This window comes from Burkholderia sp. BCC0398 (assembly GCF_902833245.1).
Taxonomy (GTDB): domain Bacteria; phylum Pseudomonadota; class Gammaproteobacteria; order Burkholderiales; family Burkholderiaceae; genus Burkholderia; species Burkholderia sola.
In genome coordinates this window covers 1-20,019 of record NZ_CADFEM010000030.1, presented here as the reverse complement: position 1 = coordinate 20,019, position 20,019 = coordinate 1, and the positions used below count along the sequence as shown (strand labels likewise).

The 20,019-nt window shown below is 68.4% G+C and carries 19 protein-coding genes and 1 pseudogene; 11 read left to right on the top strand and 9 right to left on the bottom strand.

The genetic code is table 11. The features are described from left to right. Positions 1-27: 27 nt before the first annotated feature. The 3 genes from HWX76_RS35505 to HWX76_RS35495 form a co-directional block, all read right to left on the bottom strand. Entirely contained in the window at positions 28-531 is a 504-nt protein-coding gene (locus tag HWX76_RS35505) for a PRC-barrel domain-containing protein (RefSeq protein WP_176017070.1), read from the bottom strand. A 99-nt stretch (positions 532-630) separates the two neighbouring features. Continuing rightward, on the bottom strand, positions 631-1,062 hold the full coding sequence (locus tag HWX76_RS35500; RefSeq protein ID WP_012340039.1) for a CBS domain-containing protein: 432 nt from the start codon (positions 1,060-1,062) through the stop codon (positions 631-633). 343 nt (positions 1,063-1,405) lie between these two features. Next, entirely contained in the window at positions 1,406-1,654 is a 249-nt protein-coding gene (locus HWX76_RS35495) for a hypothetical protein (protein WP_124630235.1), read from the bottom strand. 121 nt (positions 1,655-1,775) lie between these two features. On the opposite strand from HWX76_RS35495, the gene HWX76_RS35490 reads away from it, so the two are divergent. From HWX76_RS35490 to HWX76_RS35470, 5 genes are all read left to right on the top strand, one after another. Beyond that, positions 1,776-2,075 (top strand): hypothetical protein, encoded by a 300-nt coding sequence (locus HWX76_RS35490; RefSeq protein ID WP_050011058.1) that lies wholly within the window; start codon positions 1,776-1,778, stop codon positions 2,073-2,075. A gap of 308 nt (positions 2,076-2,383) precedes the next feature. Then, complete coding sequence (locus HWX76_RS35485; RefSeq protein ID WP_041492268.1) at positions 2,384-2,695, top strand: hypothetical protein; 312 nt, start codon at positions 2,384-2,386, stop codon at positions 2,693-2,695. Positions 2,696-2,898: 203 nt separating this feature from the next. Then, complete coding sequence (locus HWX76_RS35480; RefSeq protein WP_050011059.1) at positions 2,899-3,780, top strand: MipA/OmpV family protein; 882 nt, start codon at positions 2,899-2,901, stop codon at positions 3,778-3,780. A gap of 94 nt (positions 3,781-3,874) precedes the next feature. Continuing rightward, positions 3,875-5,569, top strand: coding sequence for a VRR-NUC domain-containing protein (locus tag HWX76_RS35475; RefSeq protein ID WP_176017069.1), 1,695 nt, complete (start codon positions 3,875-3,877; stop codon positions 5,567-5,569). Continuing rightward, a complete protein-coding gene (locus HWX76_RS35470; protein ID WP_176017068.1) occupies positions 5,566-7,866 on the top strand; it encodes an ATP-dependent DNA helicase in 2,301 nt (766 codons plus the stop codon). Before HWX76_RS35475 ends, HWX76_RS35470 begins: the two co-directional genes overlap by 4 nt. A gap of 15 nt (positions 7,867-7,881) precedes the next feature. On the opposite strand, the gene HWX76_RS35465 is transcribed toward HWX76_RS35470, so the two are convergent. The 3 genes from HWX76_RS35465 to shiA form a co-directional block, all read right to left on the bottom strand. After that, on the bottom strand, positions 7,882-8,655 hold the full coding sequence (locus HWX76_RS35465; RefSeq protein ID WP_050011062.1) for an IclR family transcriptional regulator C-terminal domain-containing protein: 774 nt from the start codon (positions 8,653-8,655) through the stop codon (positions 7,882-7,884). Between the two features lie 382 nt (positions 8,656-9,037). Continuing rightward, a complete protein-coding gene (locus HWX76_RS35460; RefSeq protein WP_124554271.1) occupies positions 9,038-10,339 on the bottom strand; it encodes a UDP-N-acetylglucosamine 1-carboxyvinyltransferase in 1,302 nt (433 codons plus the stop codon). 231 nt (positions 10,340-10,570) lie between these two features. Beyond that, a complete protein-coding gene (gene shiA / locus HWX76_RS35455) occupies positions 10,571-11,878 on the bottom strand; it encodes a shikimate transporter (protein WP_089489376.1) in 1,308 nt (435 codons plus the stop codon). Positions 11,879-12,237: 359 nt separating this feature from the next. On the opposite strand from shiA, the gene HWX76_RS35450 reads away from it, so the two are divergent. Then, on the top strand, positions 12,238-13,365 hold the full coding sequence (locus HWX76_RS35450; RefSeq protein ID WP_050011065.1) for a VOC family protein: 1,128 nt from the start codon (positions 12,238-12,240) through the stop codon (positions 13,363-13,365). Between the two features lie 45 nt (positions 13,366-13,410). On the opposite strand, the gene HWX76_RS35445 is transcribed toward HWX76_RS35450, so the two are convergent. The 3 genes from HWX76_RS35445 to HWX76_RS35435 all read right to left on the bottom strand — a co-directional run bounded on the left by HWX76_RS35445 (position 13,411) and on the right by HWX76_RS35435 (position 16,003). Beyond that, complete coding sequence (locus HWX76_RS35445; protein WP_089489377.1) at positions 13,411-14,751, bottom strand: type II toxin-antitoxin system HipA family toxin; 1,341 nt, start codon at positions 14,749-14,751, stop codon at positions 13,411-13,413. A gap of 2 nt (positions 14,752-14,753) precedes the next feature. After that, positions 14,754-15,161, bottom strand: coding sequence for a helix-turn-helix transcriptional regulator (locus tag HWX76_RS35440; protein ID WP_050011067.1), 408 nt, complete (start codon positions 15,159-15,161; stop codon positions 14,754-14,756). A 176-nt stretch (positions 15,162-15,337) separates the two neighbouring features. Next, positions 15,338-16,003: a cation diffusion facilitator family transporter gene (locus HWX76_RS35435; protein WP_050011068.1), complete on the bottom strand. Its 666-nt coding sequence runs from the start codon at positions 16,001-16,003 to the stop codon at positions 15,338-15,340. Between the two features lie 270 nt (positions 16,004-16,273). Here HWX76_RS35435 and HWX76_RS35430 point away from each other — a divergent pair, with 270 nt between their 5' ends. From HWX76_RS35430 to HWX76_RS35410, 5 genes and pseudogenes are all read left to right on the top strand, one after another. Further along, positions 16,274-17,293: a DNA-binding protein gene (locus HWX76_RS35430; RefSeq protein WP_124630231.1), complete on the top strand. Its 1,020-nt coding sequence runs from the start codon at positions 16,274-16,276 to the stop codon at positions 17,291-17,293. A 176-nt stretch (positions 17,294-17,469) separates the two neighbouring features. Further along, the gene (locus HWX76_RS35425) at positions 17,470-18,090 is read left to right on the top strand and encodes a TetR/AcrR family transcriptional regulator (protein ID WP_050011070.1); all 621 of its coding nucleotides are present in this window, start codon (positions 17,470-17,472) and stop codon (positions 18,088-18,090) included. Between the two features lie 234 nt (positions 18,091-18,324). Next, a complete protein-coding gene (locus HWX76_RS35420; RefSeq protein WP_050011071.1) occupies positions 18,325-19,383 on the top strand; it encodes an NADP-dependent oxidoreductase in 1,059 nt (352 codons plus the stop codon). Positions 19,384-19,475: 92 nt separating this feature from the next. Then, a complete protein-coding gene (locus HWX76_RS35415) occupies positions 19,476-19,775 on the top strand; it encodes a putative quinol monooxygenase (protein WP_050011072.1) in 300 nt (99 codons plus the stop codon). A 144-nt stretch (positions 19,776-19,919) separates the two neighbouring features. Next, positions 19,920-20,019, top strand: a pseudogene (locus tag HWX76_RS35410) ((2Fe-2S)-binding protein); the annotation flags it as partial.

Here is a 20,019-nt window from a genome sequence, read left to right as displayed (position 1 = left end):
CTTTCGGGCGGACAGTTCGGATAGCGTTCAGTGCTGCCGCGACCCGTCTTCCGGGCTGCCCGGCGACGCCTCGTACGGCGGCGAATCGAGCGCCGTTTCGCCTTCCTCGATCAGCCAGTACGGCGAACGGCCGTAATACGCATGCAGCGCTTCGGCCCACTCGGGGTCGGCCATCGTCGGCCACCGGCTCTTGTCGAAGCCGGGCGCCTCGCGCACACGTGCAGTGTCGACGGGCAGCACGAAGCATTCGCGTTCGGCATCGAGAACGAGCGCGTTCCACGGCACCGCGAGCAGCTTGTCGCCGATCCCGAGCAGACCGCCGGACGACACGACCGCATACGCGATCCGCCCGGTGCGCACGTCGAGCATGATGTGGGCGATCTTGCCGATGTCGTCGCCGTCCATCGTCAGCACGCGATCGCCTTCGAGCGTGCGGGCGGCCATCACGTCGGGCCCCGGCCCGCCGGCGGCCGTACGCGGATTCGCGCCGACGATGCGCGCGGCGTCGCGCGACGGTTTGTCCGTTGTCATCGAAAACCTCCTGGTCGAAGCGGCAACCCGGCCCGCGCGCAGACTCGTCGCGCGGGTAGTGCGCCGGGGCGGCAGGCCGCGGGATGATCGGGGCGCCGGTCAGCGGCGGCGCGGCAACGAGACGTCCTCGAGCGTATTGGCCAGCTCGTCGCGCGCCGGTCCGCCCGCGCGCGTCGCGATGTCGCCGAGCGACACCATGCCGACGAGCTTCAGGCTGCGGTCGAGCACCGGCAAGCGGTGCAGCTGCACGTCGGCCATCCGCTGTTGAACGTCGCCGACGCCGTCGTCCTCGACGCACCACTGCACGGGCCTGGACGCGACCGCCTGCACCGGCGTATCGGGCGAATGGCCGTGCGACAGCGCCCGCACCGCGAGGTCGCGATCGGTCACGATCGCGACGAGCTCGGCGCCGTCGCAAACGGGCAGCACGCCGATATCGAAGCGCTGCATCAATTCGGCCGCATGGCGAATCGTGTCGGTCGGCGCGACGCACACTACGTCGCGCGACATGATCTCGTTGACGCGATACATGAACGCCTCCTTCGTGATCGGGACGATACGGGAGCACCGCTTGTGCCACGCGCACGGCGCGTAACGCACCTGCACCTGGCTTGCCGGGCGACGGAGAAATTTGCCATCGCGCTTGTACATCTTCCACGGCGGCAGCCGCGGCCTGGCGACGGGGGCGTCAGTGACCGATGCCCGTCATCGTGACGATTGCCAGCACCACCGCGCTTTCGATCGCGGCGAGCGCCGCCACGCCGGCCGCGCCACTGATTTCATGCCATCTGCGTTCAAGGACTTTCATCGGATCGCTCCTGATTTGAGCCGACGCGGGGCTGCGCTGCCACGCAACGCGCGCCGGGTGCCCCCGTCAGCCGTGATCGCGGGGCGGGGAAGGGACGTGCGGCGCGCGACGTTCGCGCTCGCCGGACGGCTTGGTGGGGTCGATACGCGTCGCACCGCCGACGGCGGGCGGATCGCTGGCCGGAAACGTCTCCTCGAGCCCTTCGTCGATGCGCTCCTCCGTCTTGTCTTCAGACGGCGGACGCGACGAGGCGAGCCGGAGCAGTCCGGCAGCCGGTGGCACGGCGTCGCGGCGGCCGGTGGAGTATACGGTCATGGTCGAACCTCCTTGTCGATGAGAAGCCGCAAGCACCGTACCCGCGGCAGCCGGGGGCACGGCGTTTGCAAGCCGGCGGAACCAGCCGGCACGCGTCCGGGATGGACGAGAGGACATCGTGATGAATGCAGCCAGGGAAAGAATACGTTACGACGCGAACGTATGCGGTGGCGATTTCGGCCATGTGCGCGAGCGTTTCGATACGTGGAAACGCGAATCGCGGCTCTATCGGCCGGAGCGGCGCATGTTCGACGGCAAGGACGAGGTGCGCGAACTGAACGACACCGTTTACGACGGCCCGGAACGCGCGCAGCAGGCACTCGTCGCGCAATGCGAACCGTCCGATCCGTTCGCGCTCGCCGTGCAGCTGACCGCCGAGGGGCGCACGATGTGGCTCGTCATGGCGGCGTACGACGCGTGAGCCGACCGGCCAAGGGGCGCGGCGCAACAGCAGGCACGCCGCTTGCGAGGGCTCGCCTCGCCATCGAACGGCGCGCGCCGTCGCGCAGGAGTGACATGAACACGCCATCCATGCTGCACCGCCCCGAACCGACGACACCCGACGTCGACCCGGATCCGCCGCCGCCCGGGCACGACGACCCGGTCGATCCGCCCGTGCCCGACGGGCTGCCGCAAGGCGATCCGCCGTCGAACCCGCCGCCGATGCGGATGCCGGGCGGGCGCCGTGCGCCACGACCGGCCACGCGAACATTGAAAAGGAGGACCGTCATGGACATTCACGTGCAATCGCCAGACAAGCGCGCGATCGCTCAGGTACTGGGCCGCTATTTCGAATCGCGTTCGCTCCGCTATCACATCGAGGAATTGCCGGGCGGCGTGCTGCAGATCGGCTTTCGCGCGAGCGGCCGTCCGGTCGCCGTCACCGTTTCGTTCGACGATGCCGCCTACGACACCTACACGCACTGGGACGCGAGCCAGAAGCAGCTCGCGCTCGGCCGGCTCGCCGACGGCTTCTCGCGAATGATGTCGACCCGCAGTCCGGCCGCGCTCGCCGGCGACTATCACGTCGAGCGTTTCTGATTCCGCAATCGTCCGCCGGCTCGTGCCGGCTTCCGGCAAAGTGCCCGCCCACAACGGGCGCTTTGCGTCTGCGCGCGCGTCGCGTAGGATGTCCGTTAATTCAGCGCATGCTACGTTCGCGCCGCAGGCTGCCTGCCGTTGCAGCCGATGAAGCGCGACGCGCTTTCCCTCAGGTTCGTTTCGTGCAACCGACGGAGACCGCCTTGACCACTGTTGCTCGCCTGTTGCTGTCCGCCGGCGTACGCCGGTTCGTATCCGGCCTGTCGGCATTCGCGGCGCTCGCCGCCGCCGGCGCCCGCGACGCGTCGGCCCAGACGCCTTCGCCGCTCGGCGAATGGCAATACACGGCGGGTGTACCGCTCCAGAAACTCTTCGATCCGAACATCCCCACGTGGCAGGTGAGCGTCGGCGCCGCGATGACGCTGCAGCCGCGCTACGCGGGCTCCGACCGCTATCGCGTGATGGGCGGCCCGAATTTCGACATCCGCTATCGCGACCTGTTCTTCCTGTCGACGGGCGAGGGCCTCGGCGCGAACGTGCTGCGCGGGCCGAACTGGCGCGTGAGTTTGTCGGTCGGCTATGACCTCGGGCGTCGGTCGGCCGACGATCTCGGTCACCTGAACGGTCTCGACAACATCAACGCGGCGCCCGTGATGAAGCTCGCGGCCGACTACGTGGTCTCGAAGGATTTCCCGCTCGTGCTGCGCGCGGACATCCGGCGCAGCATCGGCGGGTCGAACGGCTGGACCGGCGATTTCTCCGCGTACATGCCGATGCCCGGCAGCAACGAGCACTTCTTCTGGTTCGCGGGGCCGACCGTGACGTTCGCCGATTCCCGCTACATGAACAGCTGGTTCGGCGTGAACCAGGGCGCGGCCGCGCGCTCCGGGCTGCCGGCCTATTCGTCGGGGGCCGGGATCAAGTCGGCCGGCGTGGGCATGACGATGGTGTGGTTCGTGAACAAGCACTGGTTCGTCACGGTGGACGGCGCGCTCGAGCAGCTCGTCGGCCGCGCGGCGCGCAGCCCGATCACGCAGCAGTCGACCAACGGCGTGTTCGACATGTCGGTGAATTACCAGTTCTGACCGGCCGGGCAGCGCAAGGGCGATGCCGCGTGCGGCATTGCCCGTCATATTTGATATGATTGCGACCTGTACAAATGTACAGTGATCGATCCCCGTGACGCCTGCCTCGCCGACGCCTCCGGCGTTTTACTACCTGACCAATTTCGAACGCGCGCTGGCCTGGCTCGGCGAGCGTTACGACGACCTGTTCGACGCGCACGAGCATGCGTTCGTCCGGCAGTTCGCGACGCTGCCGCAGGCGTCGCGCGCGCTGCTCGTGCGGATGCTGATGCGCAACGGGTCCGATTTCCGCGCGACCAAGCTCGTGTACGACGAGATCGGCTGCACGCTCGACGCCGCCGCGCCGCTCGTCGCGCTCGGCTGGGTCGATCCGGCGCCGGCGCTCACGCTCGACGAGCTGTTCGCGCTGTCCACCAAGGCCGATCTGCTGCGCATCTTCCCGGCGCTCGCCGCGCATGCGGGCGAGCGCAAGGCCGACTGGCTCGACCGGCTGCGGCCCGCGCACGACGTCGCGCAACCGCTCGACGCGTGGTGCGCGCAGCCCGGCGATCGGGTGTTACGGGTGACGGTCGGCGCGCTGTGCGACCGGCTGCGGCTGATGTTCTTCGGCAATCTGCATCAGGACTGGAGCGAATTCGTGCTCGCCGATCTCGGCGTGTTCCAGTACGAAAGCGTGCCGATCGCGCCATCGTCGCGCGCGTTCCAGCAGCGCGGCGACGTCGACGCGTATCTCGCGCTGCAGATGTGCCGCGACGCACTCGATGCATGGCCCGACGATCTGCCGTTCGACGACCTGATCCGCGCGCTGGATGCAGTCGACTGCGCGCAACCGTGGCTCGCGACGCGCCGCGCGAAGTTGCTGTTCGCGCTCGGCCAGGCATGCGAACGCCGTGCCGACTGGTGCGCCGCACTCGACGCATACGCGCGCAGCGCGTGGCCCGGCAGCCGCCACCGGCGAATCCGCGTGCTCGAACGCTGCGGGCGCGACGACGACGCGCTCGCGCTGGCGCTCGACGCCCGCGGCGGCTTCGAGAGCGACGAGGAGCGTCAGCGCGTCGAACGCATGCTGCCGCGCCTGCAGCGCCGTGCCGGCCAGCGCGTCGAACGCGCGACCGCTGCCGCGGACGTGCCGCGCGAGACGCTCGTGCTTGCGCGTCCCGACGCGTCCATCAGCGTCGAATTCGCGGTGCGCGACAATCTGGCGCAGCCGGCTTCGCCGGTCCACTACGTCGAAAACACGCTGATCAATTCGCTGTTCGGGCTGCTGTGCTGGGAGCCCGTGTTCGCGGCCGTGCCCGGCGCATTCTTTCACCCGTTCCAGCGCGGCCCGGCCGACTTGCACGCACCCGATTTCGCCGTGCGCCGCGCGGCGGCCTTCGACGCCTGCTTCGCGCAACTCGATTCGGGCGCGTACCGCGACACGATCCGCCGGCATTTCGCGACGAAGGCCGGGCTGCAGTCGCCGTTCGTGTTCTGGGGCGTGCTGACCGACGCGCTGCTCGACGAAGCGCTGGCCTGCCTGCCGCCCGAGCACCTGCGGCTGTGGTTCACGCGCCTGCTCGCGGATATCCGCAGCAACCGGTCCGGCTTGCCCGATCTCGTCCGCTTCTGGCCCGACGAGCGCCGCTACGAGCTGATCGAGGTGAAGGGCCCCGGCGACCGGCTGCAGGACAACCAGACGCGCTGGCTCGCGTACTGCCTCGCCCACCGGATGCCGGTGCGCGTCGTCGACGTCGAATGGGCCGGCGACGACGTCGCGCACGCCGAGGCGGCGGGGTTGTCCGCATGAGCTACGTGGTCGCGGTGCGGGCGATGTGCGAGTTCACCGCGCGGCGCGGCGATCTCGACCTGCGCTTCACGCCCGCGCCGACCGCGCTCGAAGGCATCGCCGGCCACGGCGCGGTCACGTCGAAGCGCGGCGCGCGCTACGAAACCGAGATCGCGCTGACGGGCACGTGGGGCACGCTCACCGTGCGCGGCCGCGCCGACGGCTACGATCCGGTGGCGAACCGGCTCGAGGAAATCAAGACCTATCGCGGCAGCCTCGACGCGATGCCGGCCAACCATCGCGCGCTGCACTGGGCGCAGGCGAAGGTCTATGCGCACCTGATGTGCGACGCGCGCGACCTCAAGGCAATCGACGTCGCGCTCGTGTATTTCGACATCGTGTCCGAGCGCGAGACGGTGCTGACGGAAACGCTGGATGCCGCCACGCTCGCGACGTTCTTCGCCGAGCAGTGCGCGTGCTTCGTCGGCTGGGCCGAACGCGAGACGGCCCACCGCGCCGCGCGCGATGCGGCGCTGCGCGCGCTCGCGTTCCCGCACGGGCAGTTCCGCAGCGGCCAGCGCGAGCTGGCGGTGGCCGTCTATCGCGCGGCGCGCAACGAACACTGCCTGATGGCGCAGGCGCCGACCGGCATCGGCAAGACGCTCGGCACCGTGTTCCCGCTGCTGAAGGCATGCGGCGAGGGCGAGCTCGACCATGTATTTTTCCTGACCGCGAAAACGCCCGGCCGCGCGCTCGCGCTCGAAGCGGCGACGACGCTCGGCGCCGGCACGCCCGCGCTGCCGTTGCGCGTGCTGGAACTCGTCGCGCGCGACAAGGCGTGCGAGCATCCGGACCTCGCGTGCCACGGCGAATCGTGCCCGCTCGCGAAAGGCTTCTACGACCGGCTGCCGGCCGCGCGCGACGCGGCGATCGAGGCCGGGCTGCTCGATCGCGATACCGTGCGCGCCGCCGCGCTCGCGCACGACGTCTGTCCGTACTACCTGGCGCAGGAACTCGCGCGCTGGTCGGACATGATGATCGGCGACTACAACTACTACTACGACGGCAGCGCGATGCTGCACACGCTCGCGCAGCAGAACCAGTGGCGCGTCGGCGTGCTCGTCGACGAAGCGCACAACCTGCTCGACCGCGCCCGCAAGATGTACAGCGCGTCGCTCGATCCGTTCGCGTTCGCGGCCGCGCGCGAAGCCGCGCCGGCCGCGTTGCGCAAGGCATTCGACCGGCTCGCCCGCGCGTGGGGCACGCTCAATCGCGCGCAGGCCGAGCGCTATGCGGCTTATCCCGACGTGCCGGGCCCGATCGTGTCGGCCGTGCAGAACCTCGTCGCGGCGATCGGCGAACACCTGACCGACGCGCCGCGCGCGAACGGCGACGCGCTGCTGCGTTTTCATTTCGAGGCGATCCAGTTCGGCGTGCTGGCCGAGGCGTTCGACAGCGCGTCGATCTTCGACGCGACGCTGCAGGGCGAACCGATGCCGCGGCAGCCGGCGCTCGACGGCGTCGCGACGGCCGGCCGTCGGCGCCGCGTCCAGTCGACGCTGTGCGTGCGCAACGTGATCCCTGCCGGTTTCCTCGCGCCGCGCTACGAAGCCGCGCGTGCGACCGTGCTGTTCTCGGGCACGCTGAGCCCGTTCCATTTCTATCGCGACACGCTGGGGGTGCCCGGCGATACGGGCTGGCTCGACGTCGACGGGCCGTTCCGCGCCGAGCAGCTGACGGTGCGCGTCGCGAGCCACGTGTCGACGCGCTGGCGCGACCGCGATCGTTCGCTCGAACCGATCGCCGACCTGATCGCCGCCCAATACGCGGCACGGCCCGGCAACTATCTCGGCTTCCTGAGCAGCTTCGACTACCTCGGGCGCGTGGTCGCGCTGATGCAGACGCGCCATCCGGACGTCCCCGTGTGGGCGCAGGCGCCCGGCATGGCCGAAAGCGAGCGCGACGCGTTTCTCGCGCGCTTCGACGCGGGCGGACGCGGCGTCGGCTTCGCGGTGCTGGGCGGGGCGTTCTCGGAAGGCGTCGACCTGGTCGGCGAGCGGCTGATCGGCGCGTTCATCGCGACGCTCGGGCTGCCGCAGGTCAACGACATCAACGAGCAGATGCGGCGCGCGATGGACGCGCGCTTCGGCAACGGTTACGACTACATGTACCTGTATCCGGGGCTGCAGAAGGTCGTGCAGGCGGCCGGGCGCGTGATCCGCACCGAGCAAGACGAGGGCGTCGTGCATCTGATCGACGACCGTTACCGACGGCGCGAAGTGCGCAACCTGCTGCCGCGGTGGTGGCGGATCGGGTGACGGCGGCGTCGGTCGCTACAGCACGTTGAGCATCGCGAGCGCGGCTTCCTGCAGATGCGGCAGCACACGTCGCACGGCCGCGTCGGTTGTCTCCGCGCCGATCGGCATGTTCGTGCTCAGCGCGGCGACGACTTCGCCGTGACGGTTTTTCAGCGGCACCGCGATCCCGCGAACGCCGACCTGCAGTTGCTGCTCGATCGCCGCGTAGCCGGCGTCGCGCGCATGGTCGACCTGTTCGAGCAGCCGCGCCTTGTTGGTGATCGTGTGCGGCGTGAACGGCGGCAGCTCGGTCTCGTCGAGCCACGCGCGCACGGCTTCGCGATCGGGATGATGGGCGAGCAGCACGACGCCGGGCGACGTCAGCGGCGCCGGCACGCGCGCGCCGAGCACGAAACCCGTCGTCATCACGCGCGACACGCCGTTGCGGGCGATGAACACGAGCTCCCAGCCGTCGAGCACGCTGACGTACGCCGATTCGTTCAGCGACGCGCTCAGTTGCTGCAGATAAGGCTGGACCGTGCGCGGCAGCCGCGCCGAATCGAAGTACGACCAGCCGACCCGCAGCACGCGCGGCGTGAGGCCGTACAGCTTGCCGTCGGTGTACACGTAGCCGAGCGATTCGAGCGTCAACAGGTAGCGCCGCGCGGCCGTGCGCGTGAGGCCCGTGCGTGCGGCGGCCTGCGTGGGCGTCATGCGCGCGTGCTGGCTGTCGAAAGCCTCCAGGATCATCAGGCCTTTTTCGAGGCCGGCAATCCAGTCGCGTCGGTCGAGTTCGGGCTTTTTCGTCATCACGGATGGGCTATGGCGCGCGGTGTTCGCGCAGGAGTGGGCGATTATCGCGCGACTGGTGGGGGAACGGGAGATCGGTTGATCCGCGATCCTTGCCCGCCGGATAGGGGCTCACGTTTCGGCAATTGGACAGGTCTGAATCTGGTTTTCCGCGAGCGGGAAAAGGCCGACGGGTCGCGGAAGTAGACGTTCCGACGATGCATCGCCGGGCTGGCGCAGACTGCGGGAAGAAGCGTGAAGCAGCACGCAGTGTGCTGACGTGAATAGATGGCGGCCGATGGCAGAGCGCTGCGCGGCCGCGCATGGAAGCGACCGATACGGCATGAAAAGCGCGAGAACCGGATGCGACGCGACCGTTACGCGCGCCGCATCCGTCATGACTTTACTCGCTACTCGTCCACTCGACGTTCGCGCCCACCGAACGCAGGTTTTCGACGAAATGCGGATGCGCGCGGCGAATCGGCAGCGCGTTCATGATTTCCGAACGGCCTTCGATGCTCGCGGCCACCATCAGCAGCGCGATCGCGACGCGAATGATGTACGGGCTCTCGACGCGCGCCGGCGTCAGTTGCAGCCCGCCGAACGTGATCAGCCGGTGCGGATCGGACAGCAGCACGTGCGCGCCGAACTTCGACAGTTCGCCGGACCAGCCGAGCGCGCCGTCGTAGACCTTGTTCCAGAACATCGCGCTGCCTTCCGCACGCACGCCGAGCGCGATGAAGATCGGCAGCAGGTCGACCGGCAGGTATGGCCATGGCGCGGCCTCGACCTTGGTCAGGATGTTCTGCGTGAACGGCCGGCGCACGCGCAGCGGGCCGTCGCGTTCCGCGCGCGACCAGCCGTCGCGGTGCGTGACGGTGACGCCGAATTTCGCGAACGTGCGGTCGATCAGCGGGAAATGCTCGGGCGACGAATTGCGCACCGTGATGTCGCCGCCGGTGATCGCGCCGAGCGCGAGGAACGTCGCGATTTCATGGAAGTCCTCGGCGAAGCGGAACTCGCCGCCGCCGAGCTTGCCGCCGCCCGTCACGCAAAGCCGCGACGTGCCGATGCCCTCGATCGCGACGCCGATCATCGCGAGGAACTGGCTGAACTCCTGCACGTGCGGCTCGGAGGCCGCGTTCATCAGCGTCGACGTGCCGTTCGCGGCCGTCGCGCACAGCGCGAAGTTCTCGGTGGTCGTCACTGACGCGTAGTCGAGCCAGTGATCGTTGGCCGTCAGCGGGCCGTCGGTACGGACGATCAGCGAATCGGGCGTGCGTTCGATGTGCGCGCCGAAACGTTCGAACACCTCGACGTGCGGATCGATCTCGCGCACGCCGAGCGTGCAGCCTTTCACGTCGTTCTCGAGGCGCGCGACGCCGAAGCGCGCGAGCAGCGGCGGAATCAGCATGATCGACGAACGCATCGCCTCGGGCAGCCGATGGACGGCCGGATCGAACGTCGTGTTGCGATGGTGAAGCTCGAGCAGACCCGTCGTGAAATCGACCGACACGTCGCTGCCGAGCGTGCGGAAGATATCGAGAATCTTGCGCACGTCGGTGATGTCCGGCACGCCGACGAGACGCAGCGGCTGATCGGTCAACAGGGTGGCGCACAGAATGGGCAGGACGGCGTTCTTGTTCGCGGACGGCTTGATGTCCCCGCGCAGCGGAGTGCCGCCGTGGACGATGAGATTCGACATGATATGGGGGCGTATCGGTGACTGACGTAGGCCCATATGATGCCATTGGTCGGCACGCGGCGTGGAATGTTCGGAGGGGGAAAAGGGGAATCGGCGCGCGTAACTGACAGTGTTTGACGTCGCGCCCGCGATGTAGCAGGTCGAATTGCAGCAGGTCAAATGTCGGCCAGCATGGTCGCATGACCGGCCGCGTGGCCGACCGTGAATCGGGTCGGCCATCCGGTCAGGCGATCATTGCGCCGCCCGCATCCGCGCGGCGACCACCAGCGAGATCAGGCAGCCGGCCGCCAGATAGCCGGCCACGAGGTGCCACGAACCGCCGGCCACGCTGACGAGCCCGACCGCGATGAACGGCGTGAACCCGCCGCCGACGACGCTCGCGAACTGATAGCCGACGCCGGCGCCGCTGTAGCGATATTCGGCGCCGAACAGCTCGGTGAACAGCGGCTGCTGGACGCTTACGACCATGTCGTGCGCGGCGTTCGCCAGCAGGATCGAGAAGATCACGATCCACGCGATCGAGCGCGACTCCAGCGCGACGAAGAACGGCACCGCGGACGCAAGGCCGATCAGCGCGCCGATCAGGTAGATGCGGCGCAGGCCGTAGCGATCGGCCAGCCACGCGAAGCAGGGGATCGTCACGCAGCTCACCGCGCCGACCAGCAGGCCGATGTTCAGGAACAGGTCGCGCGACATGCCGAGGTTCGTCGTCGAATAGCTGAGCGCGAACGCGGTGACGATGTACATCGTGAACAGTTCGGCGAGCCGCAGCGCGACGATCAGCAGGAACGCCTTCGGGTGGCGCGTCAGCGCTTCCAGCACCGGCAGGCGCAGCTTGCGGTTGCCGTGCTCGACCTTGTCGACGAACTCCTGCGATTCGTCCATGTTCTTGCGCACCCAGAGCCCGATCAGCACCAGCACGATGCTGAACACGAACGGCAGGCGCCAGCCCCACGACTTGAACGCGGCCTCGCCGAGCGTATGGCTCAGGATCGAGACGATGCCGGTGGCCAGCACGAGCCCGACGCCGTAGCCGACCTGCACGCCGCTGCTGTAGAACGCCTTCTTCTGCTTCGGCGCGCTCTCGACGGCCATCAGCGCCGCGCCGCCCCATTCGCCGCCGACCGCGAAACCCTGGATCGCGCGCATCAGCACCAGCAGCACGGGCGCCCACCAGCCGATCGTCGCGAACGTCGGCAGCAGGCCGATCGCGACCGTCGACAGCCCCATCAGCATCACGGTCAGCACGAGCATCCGCTTGCGGCCGAGCCGGTCGCCGTAGTGGCCGAACACGATGCCGCCGAGCGGCCGGAACAGGAAGCCGACGCCGAAGGTGGCGAACGCCGCGAGCGTGCCCATCGTCGGGCTGACTTTCGGGAAAAACTCGGAATTGAATACCAGCGCGGCGACGATTCCATACAGCAGGAAGTCGTACCAGTCGACGACGGCGCCGACGAAGCTGCCGATCGCGGCCTTGCGGGCCTGGCTGCGTGCACGCGCGCCGGCGGCGGCGTCGAGGGTGTCGAAGGTAGGGGTCATGGCGGTGTCTCCTGGCACGGCGCATCGTGGAATCGTGGCGGCGCCGCGTCCGATGCTGCATTGAAGTCGATGGGTGAACGGAGAATAGGGCGCGCGCCGCACGGCGGCAATTGGCCAATCGAATAATGCGCGCGATTATCGTTCAATTCCGTGCGATTATCGAACGATTTTCGGGTTTGCACTAGGCGGCGTGTCGATATCCCGTTCGGCCGGGGTGTGCCGCCGTGAACGATCTGGTTAAAATCTGCAGCATCGACAACTCGCCCGTCCGGGGCGGAAGTGCGGCCGCCACATCGGCCGCGCATGCCGCACGCGACAGGCACCATTCCCCCATCGACCGCATGCCCCCGGAGACTGGAATGCCCGGCAATTCCCACCCGTTATCCAGCGATACGCCGCCCGTCGCCGATCCGGCCGCCAATCCGCTCGGGATGGCCGGCCTCGAATTCGTCGAATTCGCGGCGCCCGTGCCGGACGCGCTTGCGCAGCGCTTCGAGCAGTTCGGGTTCAAGGCGATCGCGCGGCACGTCAGCAAGAACGTCACGCTGTACCGGCAGGGGCAGATGCATTTCCTGATCAACGCCGAACCCGAGTCATTCGCCGCGCGCTATGCGGAGGAATACGGGATGGGCGTGTGCGCGATCGGGTTGCGCGTGGCGAACGCCCGGCGCGCGTTCGAGCGCGCGATCCAGCTCGGTGCGTGGGCATTCGAAGGCGAAAAGGTCGGCGTCGGCGAACTGAAGATTCCGGCGATCCAGGGCATCGGCGATTCGCACCTGTATTTCGTCGACCGGTGGCGCGGGCGGGACGGCCAGCGCGGCGGCGTCGGCGACATCTCGATCTTCGACATCGATTTCCGACCGATCGACATCGCGACCGCGCATACCGATCTCGATTGCGCGGGCGTCGGCCTGCAGCAGGTCGACCACTTCACGCAAACCGTCGGCGCGGGCCGCATGCAGGAGTGGCTGGATTTCTACCATGACTTGCTGCATTTCCGCGAGATCCACCAGATCGACGCGCATTGGCATGTGTCGGAGGAATCGCGCGTGATGGTGTCGCCGTGCGGCGCGGTGCGGATTCCGGTCTATGAGGAAGGTACGCGGCGCACCGAGCTGATGCATGCGTACCTGCCCGACCATCCGGGCGAGGGCGTGCAGCACGTCGCACTGGCCACCGACGACATCCTGGCGTGCGTCGATGCGCTGCGTGCGAACGGTGTCGAGTTCATCGAGCCGCCCGCACGCTATTACGACGACGTCGATGCGCGGCTGCCGGGGCACGGCGTCGATCTCGACGCGCTGCGCGGCCGCGCGGTGCTGGTCGACGGCGAGATCGGCAGCGACGGCGTGCCGAGGCTGTTTTTCCAGACCTTCGTCAAACGCCGTCCCGGCGAGATCTTCTTCGAGATCGTGCAGCGCAAGGGGCACCACGGGTTCGGCGAGGGCAACCTGGCGGCACTCGCCCGCGCCCGCGACGCCGGCTGAACGACCTGGCGCCGGCGGCCGTTACGCCGCCGCGCATGCCTTCGATCACGCCGGATCGGCCGCCGCGAGCTTGCGGCTGTGCCGACGCATGCCGTCGAAGATCGCGTCGGCCACGTCCGCCGGAAAATCCGCCGGGATCTGCGCAGCGGCTTCGGCAATCGCGGGCTCCGTCCGTGCGGCGACGGCCGCCATCGCGACGCGCACGTCGTCTTCAGTCAGGCCGACGCGGCGGCCCTGCGCGATCCAGTGGCGCGGCTGGATTTCGCCGATCACGTAGTGCCGGTTCTTCCCGCAGACAGCCATCGCGAGGCGTGCGCGGCGCGGCGGAATCTGGTTGCGGCGCGTGCCGATGATCGGATGCGCGGACAGCACGTCGTACAGCGGCGTGCTTCGATACGCATTGCCGGGCAGGTGCGCGATGCTGAAATTCTTCGCGTGGCCGTCGATCGCCGCCAGCACCCAGAACACGAGCTGGGCGACGAAAAAATTCATCCGGTCGCGCGACGCTTCGGCCGAGTTCGCGAGGATGCCCATGATCGTCTCGATGCCGGGGCCGCCGTCCGATTCGTATTTCGCTCCCGATGGCGTGCCGGTCGCCTGGCACATGTCCTCCTGCGGCAATCGCAGGATCCACGAGCCGTCGCGCGACGGACGCCGGTCGAAGCGCTCGACGATCAGCGCCTTCTGGTCGTCGAACCGGCCGATCTCGCACGGCGCGACCGGCAGGCCGTACGCGGCGACGAGTTTCGAGCACAGCCATTCGTTTTCGACGGACGTGCGCATGTCGGCCTGCATGTTGCCGACACGCCCGAGCGGCAGCTTGAAGATGTGCGTCGTCGGCGTGCTGCCCGACGGCCGCAGCCAGCGATTGCGCCGACGCAGCAGCGCGGTCTTTTCCTGCGCGCCGGCAATCGACAGGCGCAGGTCGGCGTCCGGCTCCGCGCGGCCGGGCAACGGCGCGGCGGTCGCGTGGCGCAGCACGTCGGCGACGGCTGCGTCGTCGAGCGTCGCGCCTTCGATGGCCTCGAGATCGACCGGCGTCTCGCCCGGCGGCAGCATCTGGATCGCGCCGACGCAGTCGCGGCCGATCGACGCGAGCAATTCGAACGGCGCCGTCGATCCGAGCCGGTAACGCTGCGCGATGCGGCGGCGGATCGGCTCGCTGTCCGGCAGCAGGTTGTCGAAGTAGTCGGCCACGATCGCGCCCTGGTGCGGCTGGTTGCCGGGCGTGAAGGGCAGCGACAACGACAGGGGCCGGCCCTGGGGATCCTCGAGCCAGTCCGGCAGGTAGACGAGACGTTCGACGCCGCGGCGGATTTCCCAGTACCCGACGGGAATGCCGTTCATCCACAGGTCGAGCCGGTCGTGGCGGGCACGTGCGGCCATCGTCACCAGTCCTCCCGCTTCGACACGCGTGGCCTGGCGCGAGTCGTCGCTGCCGGGCGCTTCCGCGCGGCGTCGGCCGCGGCTCCGGTCGAGGCCTGGGCGGCCGTGGCGCCGCGCTTGCTCGCGACCGGCTTGCGGCGCGCCGGCGGCTCGGCGCCGGAAGCCGAATCGGCTGCTTCCGCCGGCGCATCCCGTTCGTCCGGGCTGAGCATCATCCGAACGCCGAGCGCGTTCAGCACCTTGAAAAGCCGTTCGATGCTGACCGCCGACGGGTTGGCTTCGAGCTGGGCATAGGATTGCTGGGTGATGCCGAGGCGGGCGGCCAGTTGCGCCTGCGTGAGTCCCGCGGATTTCCGGAAGCCGACGAGTATCGGGCGCAACTGGGTCAGGGTCTGGACTGGAAAGGCCATCGGGCGCTCCGCGAGATGACAGGCGATCGTTTGTAATCGGAAAATACAGTTTATGGCATGTATTGTACAAATACAAATCATAGCCTGTATCAAAGAAAAACAAACGATAGCCTGTTAAGCGGGGCCGATCGTACAGGCATGGGCGCGAATCGGGCGTTGGGCGACACCCGCGGCGTTCACGACCCGCGCGTCGAGCGATTCGCCCAATCCGCCCATGCCGGCCACTGCGCCCAGCCGCGACGGACGAACCCGGCGCCCGTGCGGATCACGAGCGCGCCGATCGCGAGCGCCGCGAGGTCGTCGAGACGGCCGAAGCCGACCAGCGCCGCGCTCATCGCGAGCGCCGCGAGCAACGACGACAGCGCATCGGTCCGCACGTGCCAGCCGCTCGCCTCGAGCAGCGCGGAGCCGGTCTCGCGCGCCTTGCGCAGCATCCAGTACGACAGCACGGCCTTGCCGGCGAGCGTGACGACAACCAGCGCAAGCGCGGTCGCGCCCGGCTGCACGACGGGCGGCGTATCGAACCGCGTCAGCGCATGCCAGATCATCTGCGCACCGGTTACGGCCAGCAATGCGCCGAGGCCCGCGAGCGCGAGCGGCTCGTAGGTCGGGCGGCGCTCCGGCGGCAGGCGCGCGTCGAACCGGCAGGCGACGAGGAGCAGCGCATCGGCTGCGAGATCGATCGCCGCGTGCGCGACGTCCGCGAGCAGCCCCGACGAATGCGCGGACCATGCCGCCGCCGCCTCGACGGCGAGCAACAGCAGGTTGATCGCGAGGCTGACGGCGAGGGCGCGGGACGTGGCTGTGTAAACGTGGGACGTGGCGCGCGACGGGCGCTGCATGGCGGGTTCGTCTGTAGAAAACGGGGGGAAGCTCGAACGCTACCGGTCGACGATGGCAGGTCCGTGACAGGCGGCCGGATAGCGGGGCAACGGGGCGCGATGCTCGACGCGAAGGCGGGCTGGGCGGGAAGATTCAACGCTGTGATCGGGGAGGGCCGCCCGAAGCCGACGATTCAACATTATAGAAATAATGTCAAATCTAAATTCTGAAAAATTGGATATTTAACGGTTTACGTTATATTATTTACGAAATTTCCTTCGAAGCCCGCCATGTCCGACCTCGCCGCCGATGAACCCCGCCTGACCGCCGAAATCGAGCGCCTCAAGGCCAACTTCCCGAAAACCCGCGAGCTGTACCGCGAAGCCTGCGCACTGCTGTTCTTCCGTTTCGGCATCACGCCGACGGCCAACCGCCTGTACCAGCTCGTGCGCAAGGGCAGCATGAGCACGCCGACAGCCGTTCTCGGGGAGTTCTGGGCCGAGCTGCGGGAAAAGAGCCGTGTGCGCATCGAGCATCCGGACCTGCCGGCCGATCTGCAGGCGGCGGCCGGCGAACTGGTTGCGGCGCTATGGAACCGGTCGAGCACCGACGCGGCCGCCGCACTCGACGCGCTGCGCGCGGAAGTCGAGGCCGAGCGGGCAGCGGCGCAAGCAGAAGTGGCGACGCTGCAAGCCGAACTGGCCCGCACCGAAACCGCGCTGGAGCAACGCACGGCCGCGCTGCTGGCTGCGCAGGTCCGCATTCAGGAACTGGAGCAGGCAAGAGCGGCGGACGATGCATCGCGGCGGGCAATGCAAGCGGATATCGAACGCCTGAAGGCAGACAACGCGGAGGGCGACCGTGCACTCGCGCAGGCCCGTGCGGACTTCACCACCCAGCTCGACCGGCTGCGCGACGACACCGGGCGCGCCGAAGAGCGGCTGCGCGCATCGGAAAAGCGGGCGCTTCAGGAAATCGATCGCGAGCGGCTCGCGACCGCGCGCTTGCAAAAGGAACTCGACGCGGCGACATCGCGCGCGGAACAGCGCGACGCGCAGCAGCGGAAGGAAGCGGCCGCGCTACAGGCGCAACTCGGTGACGCGCTGCATCGCTGCGGCGTGCTTCAGGGGCAGCTCGACGGCGCACTGGCGGCCGACGCGGCGCGCAGCGCCGAACTTGACGCGCTGAGGCGCGAGATGGCGGCGCGGGTGCGCCGGCCGCCGTTGCGCGGCGTCAAGACCATCCCGGCCGTCGAGCGGAGCGAGCGGCGGGCGCGCACGAGAAAGCGTGCCGACGAAGCGCCGCGCTGACGGCGAAACCGAGTCGTCGACATGACGCGCCACGCGCAGACGGCACGCGCGGGCGAGCAGCACGCCGGCCGGGCATTGGGCGCACGACTGGGATCGGGTAAAGTGCCGCTCAACATGCCGGCTCGACGTTACTAGACGACCGGTCTAATCGTTGCTACCATACTACGTACGCCATCATGAATGCATCTTCAGGCGCCGAAGTCCGCCAGCACATCCTGAACATCGCGAAGCCGATCATGCTCCACAAGGGGTTCTCGGCGGTCGGTCTGAACGAGATTCTCGCTGCGGCGGGCATCCCGAAGGGCTCGTTCTACCATTACTTCGGCTCGAAAGAAGCATTCGGCGAAGCGCTGCTCGAATCGTATTTCGAAGGCTATCTCGCGCATCTCGACAAGCTGCTCAAGCAGCAGGCCGGCACGGGCGCCGAGCGCCTGATGACGTACTGGGGCAACTGGCTGCACACGCAATGCGCGGACGATCCGGAAGGCAAGTGCCTCGCGGTGAAGCTCGGCGCGGAAGTGTCGGATCTGTCGGAAGCGATGCGCGCGGTGCTGCGGCGCGGCACCAGCCAGATCATCGAGCGGCTCGCGGGCGGCATCGAGGCCGGGCTCGCCGACGGTTCGCTGAGCGGCGTCGACGATCCGTCGCACACGGCCGCGATCCTGTACGAGCTGTGGCTGGGCGCGACACTGCTGGAAAAGATTCACCGCAACCGCCAGCCGCTCGAAAGGGCGATGGCCGAGACGCGGCGCATGCTGAGCCTGCCGCCGGCCGCATCCGACGGTGCGCAGTCGTAGTCCGGGCGCGCATCGGCGCGCCTTGTTTTTGCCTTGACCCTAGACGACTGGTCTACTCAATCACTCATGACGAACGCTTCACGCCGCGTTACGCTGTCCCGATCGTTCCCACCGCCTGCCTGCGACCGCACCGGCCTGCTTGCCGATGCCGCCGCAGACGCGCACTTCCCGCTGGTCCATCCCTGATCCGATCGTGCCCACGAAGCACGTTCATTCCTGTTGACGGAGGCACACATGCCGCAAAGCAAGATCGCAAACCGCCAGATCGTCCTGAATTCGCGCCCGGTCGGCGCACCGACGCCGGACAACTTCCGCGCCGAAACCGGTGACGTGCCGGTTCCCGGCCCCGGTCAGGTACTGCTGCGCACCGTCTGGTTGTCGCTCGACCCGTACATGCGCGGCCGGATGAGCGACGCGCCGTCCTATGCGCCGCCGGCCGAACTGGGCCAGCCGATGGTCGGCGGCACGGTCAGCCGCGTGGTGTCGTCGAACCTGCCCGCGTTTCGCGAAGGCGATCTCGTCGTCGCCGGCGCCGGCTGGCAGGACTACGCGCTGTCCGACGGACGCGACCTGATCCCGCTCGGCCGCGATTTCGCGCACCCGTCGTACGCGCTCGGCGTGCTCGGCATGCCGGGCTTCACCGCATACACCGGGCTGCTGAAGATCGGCGAACCGAAGGCCGGCGAAACCGTGGTCGTCGCGGCCGCGAGCGGTGCGGTCGGCGCGGTGGTCGGCCAGATCGCGAAGCTGAAGGGTTGCCGCGTGGTCGGCGTCGCGGGGGGCGCCGACAAGTGCGCGTACGTGACCGGCACGCTCGGCTTCGACGCGTGCGTCGACCATCGCGATCCGGCGTTCGCCGCGAAGCTGAAGGACGCGTGCCCGAACGGCATCGACGTGTATTTCGAGAACGTCGGCGGCGCGGTGTTCGACGCAGTGTGGCCGCTGCTGAACGACCATGCGCGGGTGCCGGTCTGCGGCATCATTGCGCACTACAACGATGCGGCCTACGACGACAAGGCCGTGTCGACCGGCCGTGACCGCGTGCCGGCGCTGATGGGCGCGATCCTGCGCAAGCGCATTCGCGTGCAGGGTTTCATCATCCTCGATCACTATGCAACCGGCTATGCGCCGTTCCTGAAGGACATGAGCGAGTGGGTCGCGCAGGGCAAGGTCAAGACGCTCGAGGACGTCGTGCCCGATCTCGCCGACGCGCCGCAAGCGCTGATCGGCTTGCTGGCCGGCAAGAATTTCGGCAAGGTCGTCGTGCGCGTCGGCCCGGACGAACTGGCCTGATCCCGCCGTTCGGCGACAGACAACCGCTGCACGCTGGCGTCGCGAGACGCCGGCTTGTGGCATGCTCGTTTCCGTTTTCAAAGGAGTAGAAAATGGCGCTTCACGTGATTGCTTCGCTGTTCCTGAAACCCGAACACGCGCAGGCCGCCGAGGCCGAACTGCGCGGCATGGTCGCGAAGACACGCACCGAGCCGGGCAACCGGCGCTACGACCTGTTCCGCGAGCAGGACGGCGCGCCAACCCTGCATCTGTACGAGATCTACGACGACCAGGCGGCGTTCGACGCGCATCTCGCCAGCCCGTATTTCGGCGAATTCCGCACGAAGTCGGCCGACTGGTTCACCGCACCGCCCGTCATCAAGGTGCTGTCGGCCATCGACGTGGCCGAGTAACGACGCAAGCACGCAACACCACCGCCGCGGCTCGCCCGCACCCGGGCCGCGCGGCACCCGTTGCGCACGACGCAACGGCGACGCCCCCATGACGCGGCGCGCATCGTTCGCGCCGCTCCCCAATACAACGGCCCCGGAGGCTGAATGATCACCCTCAACATCAACGGCGAAACCCGCTCGGTCGACGCCCCCGACGACATGCCCTTGCTCTGGGTGCTGCGCGACGTCGTCGGCCTGACCGGCA